The sequence below is a fragment of the Actinomycetospora flava genome (assembly GCF_037400335.1).
GTDB classification, from domain to species: Bacteria; Actinomycetota; Actinomycetes; order Mycobacteriales; family Pseudonocardiaceae; genus Actinomycetospora; species Actinomycetospora flava.
Genome location: NZ_JBBEGM010000001.1, coordinates 860,054 through 873,155, shown reverse-complemented (window position 1 = coordinate 873,155; position 13,102 = coordinate 860,054). Strand labels below are relative to the sequence as shown.

At 75.9% G+C, this 13,102-nt stretch carries 13 protein-coding genes; 8 read left to right on the top strand and 5 right to left on the bottom strand.

All coding sequences use genetic code 11. The features are described from left to right. The first annotated feature begins 27 nt into the window (after nt 1-27). A complete protein-coding gene (gene miaA, locus WCD58_RS04285) occupies nt 28-945 on the top strand; it encodes a tRNA (adenosine(37)-N6)-dimethylallyltransferase MiaA (RefSeq protein ID WP_337699821.1) in 918 nt (305 codons plus the stop codon). Nucleotides 946-1,167: 222 nt separating this feature from the next. Here miaA and WCD58_RS04280 read toward each other — a convergent pair whose 3' ends face one another. Both WCD58_RS04280 and WCD58_RS04275 read right to left on the bottom strand, forming a co-directional pair. Then, nucleotides 1,168-3,120 (bottom strand): MFS transporter, encoded by a 1,953-nt coding sequence (locus WCD58_RS04280; RefSeq protein ID WP_337699819.1) that lies wholly within the window; start codon nt 3,118-3,120, stop codon nt 1,168-1,170. Between the two features lie 58 nt (nt 3,121-3,178). Then, a complete protein-coding gene (locus WCD58_RS04275; RefSeq protein WP_337699817.1) occupies nt 3,179-3,781 on the bottom strand; it encodes an acyl-CoA-like ligand-binding transcription factor in 603 nt (200 codons plus the stop codon). A gap of 90 nt (nt 3,782-3,871) precedes the next feature. Here WCD58_RS04275 and dapF point away from each other — a divergent pair, with 90 nt between their 5' ends. The 5 genes from dapF to WCD58_RS04250 are packed head-to-tail and all read left to right on the top strand — an operon-like array spanning nt 3,872 to nt 8,592. Next, nucleotides 3,872-4,720 carry a diaminopimelate epimerase gene (gene dapF, locus WCD58_RS04270; protein ID WP_337700798.1) on the top strand — a complete coding sequence of 283 codons (849 nt, stop codon included), beginning with the start codon at nt 3,872-3,874 and terminating at the stop codon, nt 4,718-4,720. A gap of 50 nt (nt 4,721-4,770) precedes the next feature. Further along, entirely contained in the window at nt 4,771-6,300 is a 1,530-nt protein-coding gene (gene hflX, locus WCD58_RS04265; protein WP_337699815.1) for a GTPase HflX, read from the top strand. A gap of 32 nt (nt 6,301-6,332) precedes the next feature. Next, entirely contained in the window at nt 6,333-7,334 is a 1,002-nt protein-coding gene (locus WCD58_RS04260) for a hypothetical protein (protein WP_337699813.1), read from the top strand. 37 nt (nt 7,335-7,371) lie between these two features. Then, nucleotides 7,372-8,271 (top strand): LysR family transcriptional regulator, encoded by a 900-nt coding sequence (locus WCD58_RS04255; RefSeq protein ID WP_337699811.1) that lies wholly within the window; start codon nt 7,372-7,374, stop codon nt 8,269-8,271. A gap of 57 nt (nt 8,272-8,328) precedes the next feature. Next, on the top strand, nt 8,329-8,592 hold the full coding sequence (locus WCD58_RS04250; RefSeq protein ID WP_337699809.1) for a hypothetical protein: 264 nt from the start codon (nt 8,329-8,331) through the stop codon (nt 8,590-8,592). Here WCD58_RS04250 and WCD58_RS04245 read toward each other — a convergent pair. The 3 genes from WCD58_RS04245 to lexA all read right to left on the bottom strand — a co-directional run bounded on the left by WCD58_RS04245 (nt 8,549) and on the right by lexA (nt 11,273). Further along, entirely contained in the window at nt 8,549-9,706 is a 1,158-nt protein-coding gene (locus tag WCD58_RS04245) for an MFS transporter (protein ID WP_337699808.1), read from the bottom strand. The genes WCD58_RS04250 and WCD58_RS04245 overlap by 44 nt on opposite strands. After that, nucleotides 9,703-10,419 (bottom strand): FadR/GntR family transcriptional regulator, encoded by a 717-nt coding sequence (locus tag WCD58_RS04240; protein WP_337699806.1) that lies wholly within the window; start codon nt 10,417-10,419, stop codon nt 9,703-9,705. The genes WCD58_RS04245 and WCD58_RS04240 overlap by 4 nt, the downstream gene beginning before the upstream one ends. 80 nt (nt 10,420-10,499) lie before the next feature. Beyond that, nucleotides 10,500-11,273: a transcriptional repressor LexA gene (lexA, locus tag WCD58_RS04235; protein ID WP_337699804.1), complete on the bottom strand. Its 774-nt coding sequence runs from the start codon at nt 11,271-11,273 to the stop codon at nt 10,500-10,502. Between the two features lie 217 nt (nt 11,274-11,490). Between lexA and WCD58_RS04230 the strand changes: the two genes are divergently transcribed. Together WCD58_RS04230 and nrdR are read left to right on the top strand one after the other, a co-directional pair. Further along, nucleotides 11,491-12,078, top strand: a complete 588-nt coding sequence (locus tag WCD58_RS04230) for a LysM peptidoglycan-binding domain-containing protein (protein ID WP_337699802.1) — start codon at nt 11,491-11,493, stop codon at nt 12,076-12,078. Nucleotides 12,079-12,492: 414 nt separating this feature from the next. Continuing rightward, nucleotides 12,493-13,035 (top strand): transcriptional regulator NrdR, encoded by a 543-nt coding sequence (gene nrdR, locus WCD58_RS04225; RefSeq protein ID WP_337699799.1) that lies wholly within the window; start codon nt 12,493-12,495, stop codon nt 13,033-13,035. Nucleotides 13,036-13,102: the final 67 nt, after the last annotated feature.

Below are 13,102 nucleotides of genomic sequence, written 5' to 3'. Positions count from 1 at the left end.
GCGGCGGCGCTGGGATCCTCGACGACGATGACCCGCCCGATCGCCCTGGTCGGCCCCACGGCGACCGGCAAGTCCGACCTCGCGCTCGACCTCGCCGACGAGCTGTCCCGGCGCGGGCCGGGCGCGGAAGTCGTCAACGCCGACGCCATGCAGCTCTACCGAGGGATGGACGTCGGCACCGCCAAGCTCCCGCCCGACGAGCGCCGCGGCGTGCCGCACCACCTGCTCGACGTCCTCGACGTCACCGACACCGCCACCGTCGCCGCCTACCAGCGCGACGCCCGCGCCGCGGTCGAGGCGATCCGGGCGCGGGGACGCGTGCCGCTGGTGGTCGGCGGGTCGGGGCTCTACGTGCAGGCGGTCCTCGACGACCTCGAGTTCCCGGGCACCGACCCGGCGCTGCGGGCCCGCCTCGACGCCGAGCTCGCCGAGGTCGGGACGACGGCGATGCACGCCCGCCTCGCCGCCCGCGACCCGGACGCGGCGCGCGACATCCTCACGAGCAACGGGCGGCGGATCGTCCGGGCGCTCGAGGTCGTCGAGCTGACCGGGCGCCCCTTCGCGGCGAGCCTGCCCACCCCGGGCCGTCCGCGGCACGACGCCCTGCTCGTCGGGCTCGACCGCGACACCGGGGTGCTCGACGAGCGGATCGCGGCCCGCGTGGACGCGATGCTCGCCGGCGGGCTCGTCGACGAGGTCGCCGGGCTCGCCGCCCGGGGCCTGCGGGACGGGGCGACCGCCTCGCGCGCCGTCGGCTACCGCGAGGTGCTCGAGCACCTCGACGGCGCGATCGACCTCGACGAGGCCCGCCGGCGCACGGTCGTCGCCACCCGGCGGCTGGTGCGCCGCCAGCGCTCGTGGTTCCGGCGCGACACGCGCGTCCGGTGGCTCGACGCCGCCGCGCCCGACCTCGTCGCGACGGTGCTGGACCTCGCTTCGAGGTGATCAGCAGGCCGAAAGGCGCCGTCGCGGGCCCTGTCGAGGTGCGCTTCCGCCTGCTGATCATGGCGAGTCTCCGCGCGCCGGAGATCACGGGCGACGTCATCCACGTGGCCCGACGCCGACGGTGGACGAGGTCGCCCCTGATCTCCGTCTCGCGCCGTTCGCCGACGACCGAAGGGCCCCTTCGCTCGATCTCGCCGAGCGAAGGGGCCCTTCGGTCAGGAACTACCGGCGCGCGCCCATGCTGACCGTGGGGGCGTCGAGCGCCTCCGGCAGCGCGTGCCGGCCGTTGTGCGGGGACGTCCCGGTCAGCGCGATGTCCCGGTGCTGCGGCCCGGTGGCCCCGCCCAGCGCCTCGACGTGCGGGTGGCCCTGCCACTGCACGACGAGCAGGTGCGGGCGCCCCTCGGCGGCGTCGACGGAGTAGGCGCCGTCCGCGTCGCTGACCGCACGACCCAGCTGGCGCCCGTCGGCGTCGACGACCGTGAGGACGGCGTACGGGGCGGGCTCGCCGTCGCGGCGCACGGTGCCGCGCAGGGCGGGACGTCGCGCGGGGACCGTGCCCGTCGCGCCCGTCTCGGTCTCCGTGACGGCCGGCAGGGCGGCGGACCCGGAGTCCGGCCCGGTCTCCTCGATGTCGATCGTGTGCCGCAGCGGGACCTCGCGCAGGAACAGGATCGCGACCAGCGCGATCAGCGCCAGCGGCGCCGCGACGAGGAACAGCAGGCCGATCGAGTCGCCGTAGGCGTTCTCGATGACCACCCGGACGGGCTCGGGCAGCGTCGCGAGGTTCGGGATCTGCCCGCCCGAGGAGCCCGTCGCCGAGGCCGGGACGCCCAGCGAGGCGAGCCCCGAGGTGATCGAGCTCGTGACCTGCGTGCTGAGCAGCGCGCCGAGCGCGGCCACGCCGGCGGCACCGCCGAGCGAGCGGAAGAACGCGACCGTGGAGCTGGCGGCGCCCATCTCGCTCATCGCGACCTGGTTCTGCACCGCGAGCACGAGGTTCTGCTGGGTGGCACCGACGCCGATGCCGACCATCGCCATGAACACCGCGAGCAGGCCGTAGGGCACGGTCGCGCTGACGAACAGGCCCTCGCCGAGCAGCCCCAGCGTGAGCAGCACCCCGCCGCCGACCAGGTACGGCTTCCAGCGGCCGTAGCGGGAGATCAGCTGGCCGACGATCGTCGAGGCGAGGAACAGCCCGGCGATCATCGGGAGCGTGAGCAGGCCGGCCTCGGTGGCCGTCGCGCCGCGGGCGAGCTGGAAGAACTGGCTGAGATAGACCGTCGAGCCGAACATCGCGACGCCGACGAACAGACCGGCGACCGTGGCCAGCGCGACCGTCGGGTTGCGGAACAGGTGCAGCGGCACGATCGGCTCGCGCACCTTCGACTCGACGACCACGGCCAGCACGAGCGCGAGGACACCGCCGCCCACGACGGCCACCGAGGTCCACGAGCCCCAGGCGAACTGGTGGCCCGCCAGCGAGGTCCAGATGAGGATCGCGGAGACACCGGCGGCGATGAGGATCGCGCCGAGGTAGTCGATGTGCACCTCGCGCTTGACCGTCGGGACGGTCAGGGTGCGCTGCAGCACGACGAGCGCGACGACGGCGATCGGCACGGTGACGTAGAAGCACCAGCGCCAGCCGATGGTGTCGACGATGACGCCGCCGATGAGCGGGCCGCCGACCGTCGCCACGGCCATGATTGCGCCGAGGTAGCCGGAGTACCGGCCGCGCTCGCGCGGCGGGATGATCGCGGCGATCACGACCTGGGCCAGCGCCATCAGCCCGCCCATGCCGAGGCCCTGGATGACGCGGAAGCCGATGAGCTCGGCGGTGCCGGTCGAGAGGCCGCAGAGCATCGACCCGACGATGAACATCGTGATCGCGATCTGGACGAGCAGCTTCTTGGAGAAGAGGTCGGCGAGCTTGCCCCAGATCGGGGTCGACGCCGTCATCGCGAGCAGCGAGGCCGTGACGACCCACGTGTACTGCGCCTGGGTCCCGCCGAGGTCGGCGAGGATCCGGGGGAGCGCGTTGGACACGATCGTCGAGGACAGGATCGCGACGAACAGGGCCATGAGCAGGCCCGACAGGGCCACCAGCACGTGGCGGGTGGCGGGGGGTTCAGCGCCGTTCGCGAGAGCGGGCGGCGTCGTCGCCGGTGCGGACATCAGGGGTTCTCCGGGAGGGGAGCGCAGGGGTGGTGGACGTGCTGGGGGACGTCGCCGCTCAGGGCGCCCGCGACGGCGGGGACTGCAGACCGACGGCGAGGAGGTCGATCACCTGGTCGACCACGCCGACGAGGTCGCCGTGCCCGTCGGACTCGAGCCAGCGGGTGGTGGCCACGCGCATCGCGGACATCACCGCGGCGGCGGTGACCGCCGGGTAGAGGTCCTGGGGGCCCCGGCCGGTGCGCTCGGCGATGATCGCGGTGAGCTCCCGCTCGGCGGCGGCGTAGGCGGCGAGCTGCTGGGGGACGAGCGTGGGCTCGGACTTCACGAGGCGCGCCTGGGCGATCCACTCCCGCGAGCGCGGGGTGTCGCCCAGCATCTCGTGCATCACCGCCCGGACAGCCTCGAGCACCGGCTCGCCATCCGGGCGCTCGGCGAGGCGCTCGCCCATGTCGCGGGCGCGCTCGACGTCGGCGGCGACGACCGCCTCCTCCTTCGACGAGAAGTAGTTGAAGAAGGTGCGCGGTGAGACGTCGGCCGCCTCGGCGATCTGCTCGACCGTCATCTCGGCGAGGCCGTGGGTCACCGCGAGCTCCAGTGCGGCGGCGCCGAGCGCCCGCCGCGTCCGGAGCTTCTTGCGCTCGCGCAGTCCCGTGGTCACGGCGTCCACGATAGGCCGATCTTGCAGTCTCTGCACTTTTGCGGAGCAGGATGTTTTGCAGATCACGCACGCGCCCGGTGCGCGGTTACTCTGGGCCACGTGGAGTTCGTGAAGGGACACGGCACCGAGAACGACTTCGTCGTGCTGCCCGACCCCGACGGCTCGATCGACCTGGACGCCGACGAGGGCCTGCTGGTGCGCGCGCTGTGCCACCGGCGCCGCGGCATCGGGGCCGACGGGGTGCTGCGCGTCGTGCGGACCGACGCGCCGGTCGCCGTCGCCGCGGGCATCGAGGGCGGGGACGCCACCTGGTTCATGGACTACCGCAACGGCGACGGCTCGCTGGCCGAGATGTGCGGCAACGGCGTGCGGGTCTTCGCGCGCTACCTGCTCGACGCCGGCCTCGTCGCCCCCGGCACCCACCCGGTCGCCACGCGCGCGGGCACGCGCTGGGTGACGGTCGACCGCACCGGTCCCGTCACCGTCGACATGGGCCCGGCCGTGCTCGGGCCCGCCTCGACCACGGTGGTCGACGGCCGGGAGCTCACCGGCGTCGCCGTCGACGTCGGCAACCCCCACCTGGCCTGCGTGACCGGGACGGACCTCGAGGGTCTCGACCTCGCCGCGCCGCCCGCCTACGACCGGTCGCTGTTCCCCCACGGGGTGAACGTGGAGGTCCTGACCCCGCTCGCGGACGGGGCGGTGCGCCTGCGGGTGCACGAGCGCGGCTCGGGGGAGACCCGGTCGTGCGGCACCGGCACGGTCGCCGGGGCGGTCGCCGCCCTCGACGCCGCCGGCCGGCACACGGGCACCGTCACCGTGCACACGCCGGGCGGCACCCTGCTCGTCGGCGTCGACGGCGCCACCACGACCCTCACCGGACCGGCCGAGCTGGTCGCCCACGGCACCTGGGGCGCCGCGCTCCCGGCGCGCGTCTGACGCCTCGCGGTGGTTTTCCCGTTGCCGGTCGTGGAACCATGGACGGCAACATGACAGAACCCGCAGCGCAGGACCCACGCCCGTACATCCCGACCCGTGCGTCGGGCCGCTCCAGCGACATCCGGCTCGACAGGTCGGCCGAGCCGGGTGAGCCGGCCGTCGAGCCGGCGGACGAGCCCACGGGGGGCGCCCTCGACCTCGAGGAGCGCACGTCGCTGCGCCGGGTCCCCGGGCTCACCGGGTCGTCCACCGAGCTCACCGACGTCACCGAGGTCGAGTACCGGCAGCTGCGCCTCGAGCGCGTCGTGCTCATCGGCGTCTGGACCGAGGGCACCTCCCGCGAGGCCGAGGCGTCGCTGGTCGAGCTGGCCCGCCTCGCCGAGACCGCGGGCTCCGAGGTGCTCGACGGCCTCATCCAGCGCCGCCAGACGCCCGACCCCGGCACGTTCGTCGGCTCCGGCAAGGTCGTGGAGCTGCGCGAGACGGTGCAGGCCACGGGCGCCGACACCGTCATCTGCGACGGCGAGCTCTCGCCCGGCCAGCTGCGCAACCTCGAGGAGAAGCTCAAGGTCAAGGTCGTCGACCGGACCGCGCTGATCCTCGACATCTTCGCCCAGCACGCGCGCTCCCGGGAGGGCAAGGCGCAGGTCGAGCTGGCCCAGCTGCGCTACTTCCTGCCGCGCCTGCGCGGCTGGGGCGAGTCGCTGTCCCGGCAGGGCGGTGGCGCCGGCGGCGGTGGCGGCGCCGGGGGCGGGGGCGTCGGCACCCGTGGTCCCGGTGAGACCAAGCTCGAGACCGACCGCCGCCGCATCCACCGGCGCATCTCCAAGCTGCGCCGCGAGATCGAGGACATGTCGACGGTCCGCGACACCAAGCGCGGGCGCCGCCAGTCGCGCGCCGTGCCCTCGGTGGCGATCGCCGGCTACACCAACGCGGGCAAGTCCAGCCTGCTCAACGCGATCACCGACGCCGGCGTGCTGGTGCAGGACGCGCTCTTCGCGACGCTCGACCCCACCACGCGGCGCTGGGAGACCGAGGACGGCCGCGAGGTCACGCTCACCGACACCGTCGGCTTCGTGCGCCACCTGCCCCACCAGCTCGTCGACGCCTTCCGCTCCACGCTGGAGGAGGTCGCCGACGCCGACCTGCTGCTCCACGTCGTCGACGGCTCCGACCCGTCGGCGCAGGACCAGATCGCCGCGGTGCGCGAGGTCATCGCCGGCCTCGACGCGCCGGCGCCGCCGGAGCTGCTGGTCGTCAACAAGGTCGACGCCGCCGAGCCGATGGCGCTCGCCGAGCTGCGCGGGGCCCTGCCCGGCGCGGTGTTCGTGTCGGCGCGGACCGGCGAGGGGCTGAACCGGCTGAAGGCACGCCTCGCCGAGGAGCTGCCGCACCCCGACGTCGAGCTCGAGGTGCTGCTGCCCTACACCGAGGGCGCGCTCGTGGCCCGGGCCCACTCCGACGGCGAGGTGCTCGCCGAGCGCCACACCGCCGAGGGCACCGTGCTGCACGCCCGCGTGTCCGAGGAGCTCGCGGCGTCGCTGCGCGCGGCGGCGGTCGATCCGGCGCGGGTGCCCTGAGCGGGAGACGCAAGCGCAACGGAGCTCGACCCTTGAGACTGCTGGCGCTCGTCCTGCTGGTCGTTCTCGGGCTGCTCGTCCCGGGCGTGGCGTGGGGCGGCCCACAGGTGCGGTGCACCCTCGACGACCCCCGGCTCGCCGAGGCGTCGGGGCTGGTCGTGGCGGACGACGGCGGCTACGAGGTCGTCAACGACAGCGGCAACCCGAGCACCGTGTACCGGCTCGACGACTCCTGTGCGGTGGTCGGCGAGATCGGGGTGCCCGACCAGGGGCGCGACGTCGAGGACCTCGCCCGCGGCGCCGACGGCACCCTGTGGCCGGCCGACATCGGCGACAACGACCGCAAGCGCCGCACGGTGGCGGTGCTGCGGGTGTCGCCGTCCGGCGAGGAGACCGTCACCCGGCTCACCTACCCCGACGGCGCGCACGACGCCGAGTCGCTGCTCATGCCCGGCGACGACCGGCCGGTGATCGTCACCAAGGACCTCGGCGGGATCAGCGGGGTCTACGTGGCCGAGTCGCCGGTCGGCGACGGCGGCACGGTGGCCCTGCGGCGGGCCGGCGAGGTCGTCGTGCCCGGCGAGGCGATCACGTCGCTGGGCGCCGGGGCCTACACCGGCGGCGCGATCTCCGCCGACGGCCGTGTCGTCGCCCTGCGCACCTACGCCGACGCGTGGCTCTACCCGGCACCCGGGGGCACCGCGACCGCCGACGACGTCGTGGCGGCCCTGCGCGCGGCGCCCGTGCGGGTCCCGCTGCCGGACGAGGTGCAGGGCGAGGCGCTGGCCTTCGCCCCGGACGGGACCCTGCTCTCGACCGGCGAGACGCCGGAGGACGGGCCGCCGGCGCCGCTGCACGCCGTGTCGGGGGCGGCGGGGTCGGTGTCCGCGGCCCCGCCTGCCGCGTCACCGGCTGCCTCCGAGCGCGCCGGCCTCCCGGAGCCGCTGGCGAGCATCGGCGTCGTCCTCGCCGTCGCGGCGGGCGTCTTCGCGGTCGTCGCCGTCGTCGCGGTGGTGCGCCGGCGCCGCGGCTGAGCTCCTCTGCCTGCGGCGTGACCGTAGGCTCCGGCGGGTGCGCTACGACCTGATCGATCTGCGCCTGTTCCGGACGGTCGTCGTGGAGGGCTCGATCACCGCGGGCGCGGCGCGCCTGCACCTCAGCCTGCCCTCGGCGAGTGCGCGCATCCGGGCGCTCGAGCACCACGCCGGCGTCGACCTGCTGGTGCGCGGGCGCCGCGGGGTGCGCCCGACGCCAACGGGCAGCGCGCTCGCGCGTCACGCGGGCGACGTCCTCGACGACCTGGGCCGGCTCGAGGGCGCGGTGGCGGGCTACCGGCGGCCGGCCGGCACCCCGCTGACCCTGCTGGCGGGGAGCTCGGCGATGCGCCGGCTGGTGCCCCGCGCGCTGGTGAGCTTCCTCGTCGCGCACCCGGACGTCGACGTCGTCACCCGCGAGCGCCGTAGCGCCGACAGCGTCCGCATGCTCGCCGACGGCCAGGCCGACCTCGGTGTCGTGGTCGTCGACGCCCGTGAGGACCCGCGGCGCGCCGAGGACCGCCTCACCGACGACTCCCTGGTCGTCGTCGGGCCGGCCGGCGGCGCCCCCGCGGGCCGGGAGGCGATGACGTTCGCCGAGGTCGCCGAGCACCCGCTGGTCGGCCTCGAGCCCGACGCGCCGCTGACGCTGACCCTCGAGGCCAACCTGGGCGAGCACGCCCCGGTGCCCCGCCACCGCGGGCGGGCCGTGGACCTCGGCACCGTCGTCGACCTCGCCGCGGCCGGGGTGGGGCTCGCCGTCGTCCCGCGCCACGTGGTCGACCCGGCCCGCGGGCTCGCGGTGTGCGAGCTCGCCGAGCCGTTCGCCCGCCGCACGCTCGTCCTGCGCCGCGGCGCCCGCCCCGGCCCCGGGGTCGAGGACCTCGCCGACCACCTGCGCCGCGGCGCCCGCGACGCAGCCTCTGTCTCTACCTGAGGCTGGCTGCGGGGATCGCGCATGGTGCGGGCGGGCGCCCCGGGTCAGGCTCGGACCATGGAACCGGCCCTGCACCGCGTGCTCTCGGTCCTGCTCGTCCCGCTGGTGCTCGTCGGCGGGCTCGTCGCGTCCCGCGGCGGCGCGGCCGAGCGGTTCTGGGGGCTCGGGACCCCGCTCGCGGTGCTGGCGGTCGGCGCGTGCGTCGTCGCCGTCGGCGTCCGCGACCTGGTGCGTGCGCAGCGTTCCCGGAACGCAGCGAACGTGGCGTTCGCTGCGTCTACGCGTCCGGACTCCCCGTTCGCACCGCCTCCGGGTCGCTGAGCGCCAGCGTCAGCAGGGCCGCCAGCACCGGCCCGGCGATGAGGACCGCGAGCGCGAGCGTGGTGCCCCGGTGGTCGGCGAGCGCGCCGAGGGCGGGGGAGGCGAGCCCGCCGGCGCTCACCGCGAGCCCGAGCGTCACCGACGCCGCGAGCCCGAGGTGGCGGGGCAGGTAGGCCTGGCCGAGCGTGGTGTGGACGGGCACGGGCACGCCCAGGGCCGCCCCGAGCAGGCCCGTCGCGACGAGCGCGAGCACCGGCGACGGTGCGATGAGGGTGCCGGCGAGCAGCGGCGCGGCGGCGACGTAGGACCAGCGCAGCACCGCGGTGCGGCCCCACCGCCGCGTCAGCGCGCTGCTCGCGATCGTCGCCACGGCCCCCGCGCCCGTGAAGATGCCCAGCGTCGTGGCGGCGAGCGCCGCCCCGAACCCGAAGCGCACGGTGAGGTGCACGGCGAGGAACGCGCTGAGCCCGTAGAACGCCACCGAGCGCGTGACGACCACGCCGGTCAGCCAGCCGAAGCGGCGCCAGTCGTCGCGGCCCGCGGCCGCCGCGACCTCGTCGGGCACGGACGCGGGCCCGGGCCGGCGGCGGGGGAGCAGACCGGCCAGTGCGGCGGCCGCGGCGGGCAGGGCGAGCAGCGGTGTCGCGGCCAGCCCCAGCCCGCCGACCACCAGCCCGACCGCCGCGGGCCCGAGCGCGAACCCGGCCAGCCCGCCGACGGTGAACCACCCCATCCCGCGGTCGCCGGTGCCCGTCGCGTGCACCGCGCGGGCGGCCTCCGGGTGGTACGCGGCGACGCCCAGGCCCGAGAGCAGGACCGCGCACCACGTGGCGAGGTAGGAGTCGGTGAGCCCGACGGCGCCTACCCCCGCGGCCGCGAGGACCATCCCGACGATGCGCAGCCGCGGCATCCGCCGGCGGTCGGTGACCAGCCCGAACAGCGGCTGGGCGAGCGACGACAGCACGGTGGCGGCGAGGACGATCCCGCCGGCCCGCGTGAGGTCCCAGCCGCGGACCGCGACGAGCGCGGGCACGAGCGCCGGGACCGCGCCCTGGTAGAGGTCGTCGATCCCGTGCTCGACCGCGAGGCCGAGGGCCCGGCGCCGACCGCTCACGGTGTCCGGTCCGAGAGAGCCCCGTCCGGTGATGCCCCGCCCAGCAGTACTCGGAGCTCGCCCTCGCAGGCGTCGAGGTAGCCCCGCGTCGCGGCCGCGGCCGCCTCGGGATCGCGCCGCGCGATGGCGTCGACGAGCGCGTCGTGCTCGTCGGCGGTGTCGACGCCCGACCCCGGGTCGGCGCTCTGGTGGGTGAACGAGTCGTGCACGCCGTCGGCGAGGGCGTCGAACAGCCGGCCGAGGACGGGGTTGTGGGTCGCGGCCACGACGGCGCGGTGCAGCGCGAGGTCGGCGGCGGCCCACTCGCCGACGGCCCCGCAGGTGCGCGCGGCCCGGCGTTCCGCGACCGCCGCCTCGATCGCGGCGAGGTCGTCGTCGGTGCGGCGCAGCGCGGCGAGGCGGGCGGCCTCGATCTCCGGGCCCCGCCGCGCCTCGTAGACGTCGAGCGCCGCGCTGCGCCGCAGCTGGAGGATCCACTGGCCAGGCCCCGGGTCGGCGACGAACGTCCCGCGGCCCTGCGCAACCTCCAGCAGCCCGCGGTGGGCGAGCGCCTGGACGGCCTCGCGCACCGTCGACCGCCCGACCTCCAGCTCGGCGGCCAGGTCGGTGACCGCCGGCAACCGGTGGCCCGGCGGCCACTCCCCGCTCTCGATCGGCGCGGTGAGCGCGTCGATCACCTGCTCCACCAGCCCGCCCCGGCGTACCGCCCGCACCCTCACTCCTCAGGTCATCAGATGACCTGAACCGTAGGTCGAGCGACTCCTCCCGGCAAGCCGGAGGAGACGCCCGTCCATCAGAGGCGGCGCAGCACCGCGACGACCTTGCCGAGCACCGTGGCGTCCTCGCCCGGGATCGGCTCGTAGTCGTCGTTGTGGGGCAGCAGCCAGATGCGGCCGTCCTTGCGCTTGAACGTCTTGACGGTCGCCTCGCCGTCGATCATCGCCGCCACGATCTCGCCGTTGTCGGCCACCGGCTGCTGGCGCACGACCACCCAGTCGCCGTCGGTGATGGCGGCGTCGACCATCGAGTCGCCCGCGACGCGCAGCAGGAACAGGGAGCCCTCGCCGACGAGCTCGCGCGGCAGGGGGAAGACGTCCTCGACGGCCTGCTCGGCGAGGATCGGGCCACCGGCGGCGATGCGGCCGACGACCGGCACGAAGGTCGGCGCGGGACGGTCGGCGCGGAGCTCCTCGGTGTGGTCCGGAGCCTCGGCCCCGGCGCCCTCGAGCTCCTCGGGAAGGCGGACGTCCAGCGCGCGCGGCCGGTTCGGGTCGCGGCGCAGGTAGCCCTTCTTCTCGAGGGTGCGCATCTGGTGGGCCACCGAGGACGTCGAGGTCAGCCCGACCGCGTCGCCGATCTCCCGGACGCTCGGCGGGTAGCCGTTGCGCTCGACGTGGTCGCGGATGACCTCGAGGACCTTGCGCTGGCGCGGGGTGAGGCCCGGCGACGCGTCGGCGTCCGCGGGCTCCGGGAAGGGGTGCACCCGGGCGGGCACGACGGCGTCGGCCACCTCGGGCCGCGCCCCCGGCTCCTCGGGGCCGCCCGGGCCCTGGGGCGTGCGTGCCATGGCCGTGTCCTTTCCGACGTCGTCCGCGGCGCCCGGGTGGGTGCCGCGCCCCGCGCAGGTGGCGGGGGGTTCGGACGCCGAAGCTAGCGCCGAGCACCGACGGGATCAAACACGTGTTCGAACGACACGCCGGTCGATTCGTCGACGTTGTCGGGGGTCGATGCTAGACATCGCACACGCGTTCGATCGAACGCCTGTGCGATGCGAGGAGGTCGACATGTCCGTGGGGACGACCGGTCCGCTGGGCCGCTGCGACGCCGAGGTCCCGGGTCCGCGTGCCGGGGACGCGACCGCTCCCGCCGGAGGGACGCCGCCGCGCCCGGCCACCCGTCCCGCCGGGCGCCCGCAGCCCGCGGGCTCGCGCCCGGCCCGCCCGGACGACGTGCGCGGGCCGGTCCGCCCGGCCGGTCGCCGCGCGCCCGCGGTGCTGCCCGCGGTGCGGCCGCGGGTCGCCGGGGGAGGGGCGGCGCCCGCGTCGGGCGAGCTGCGCGCCCCGGTCGGGGTCGCGCCCGTCGTCCTGCGCCGGCGCCGCGTCGCCGCGGTCGCGGTGCTGGGCGTGCTGCTGGGCGTGCTCGTCGGCGCGCTCCTCGGGTTCGTCGTGCCGCCCGGCGCCCCGGCCGGGCCGGCGCCGACGGGGACGACGGTGGCGGTCGTGGGGGCGGGCGAGTCGCTGAGCGACGTCGCCGGCCGCGTCGCCCCGGGCGCCGACACCGGCGCCGTCGTCACCCGGATTCAGGAGCTCAACGGCCTGCAGGGCTCGGCCGTCGTCCCCGGCCGCCCGCTCGTGGTGCCCGCCGCCGGCTGAGCAGCGGGACCGCCGGACGTCCGGTGCGTCGCCGGTACACCCACTCGGGCACCGCCCGTCCCGCTGTTCCACTTCGCGGGCCGTTGATCCACGGGCGACGCCCGCTCGGCGCCCCGGTGGCCGGCGGGCGGCTGGGGAGTTGCATCGGGCGTCGGCGCGTCGCTACCGTCCCACCCCAACATCTAGTGGTTACACTGGTGTAGTTAGTCCACAGCTTGTGCACACTGGTGAAGGTCCTTCCACAGGGTCTTCCACCGGAACGACGGTGGTGCTCCACCGGCGGGGGCGCTCGATCCACGGACCGGGCCCGGTTCTCCCCAGTTCCGTCCCCAGGACGGCGGGGAAGCCGGCTCCGATCCCCAGGGTTGGGGACAACTCCGCGGAGGGGCTCGCGACGCGGGAGGGGGAGTCGGCATGCGGTGTCCGTTCTGCCGGCACAACGACTCCCGTGTCGTCGACTCGCGCGAGGCCGACGAGGGGCAGGCGATCCGGCGGCGCCGGTCGTGCTCCTCGTGCGGGAAGCGCTTCACCACCGTCGAGGAACCGGTGCTCGCCGTGGTCAAGCGCAGCGGGGTCACCGAGCCGTTCAGCCGCGAGAAGGTCGTGCGCGGCGTGGCTCGGGCGTGCCAGGGACGACCGGTCGACCCGGACGCCCTGGCCCAGCTGGCCCACCGGGTCGAGGAGACGATCCGGGCCGCGGGCACCGCGGAGGTGCCCAGCCAGGAGGTCGGCATGGCCATCCTGGGGCCGCTGCGCGAGCTCGACGAGGTGGCGTACCTGCGCTTCGCCAGCGTCTACCGCAACTTCTCCTGCGTGGCCGACTTCGAGGCCGAGATCGCCGACCTGCGCGCCGCGGCGCGCGACGGCGATGTCGGGGGTCGGGTCGACACTGCGGGGGAGACGCCGGTGGGCGCCGCGGACGCGAGGGACGTGCCGGCGGCACGGGCCGGGGACTGACGGTCGGGGATACACAGTGACGGGTCGGGTGCGTGGGGAAGCGCCGCCGGACCGTCGCGAGCGACGA

What these genes read in the sequence shown, in the direction of transcription:
- miaA (WP_337699821.1), top strand. Translation starts at nt 28, where the DNA reads ATGACCCGCCCGATCGCCCTGGTCGGCCCCACGGCGACCGGCAAGTCC.
- WCD58_RS04280 (WP_337699819.1), bottom strand. Translation starts at nt 3,120, where the DNA reads ATGTCCGCACCGGCGACGACGCCGCCCGCTCTCGCGAACGGCGCTGAA.
- hflX (WP_337699815.1), top strand. Translation starts at nt 4,771, where the DNA reads ATGACAGAACCCGCAGCGCAGGACCCACGCCCGTACATCCCGACCCGT.
- WCD58_RS04250 (WP_337699809.1), top strand. Translation starts at nt 8,329, where the DNA reads ATGGAACCGGCCCTGCACCGCGTGCTCTCGGTCCTGCTCGTCCCGCTG.
- lexA (WP_337699804.1), bottom strand. Translation starts at nt 11,273, where the DNA reads ATGGCACGCACGCCCCAGGGCCCGGGCGGCCCCGAGGAGCCGGGGGCG.
- WCD58_RS04230 (WP_337699802.1), top strand. Translation starts at nt 11,491, where the DNA reads ATGTCCGTGGGGACGACCGGTCCGCTGGGCCGCTGCGACGCCGAGGTC.
- nrdR (WP_337699799.1), top strand. Translation starts at nt 12,493, where the DNA reads ATGCGGTGTCCGTTCTGCCGGCACAACGACTCCCGTGTCGTCGACTCG.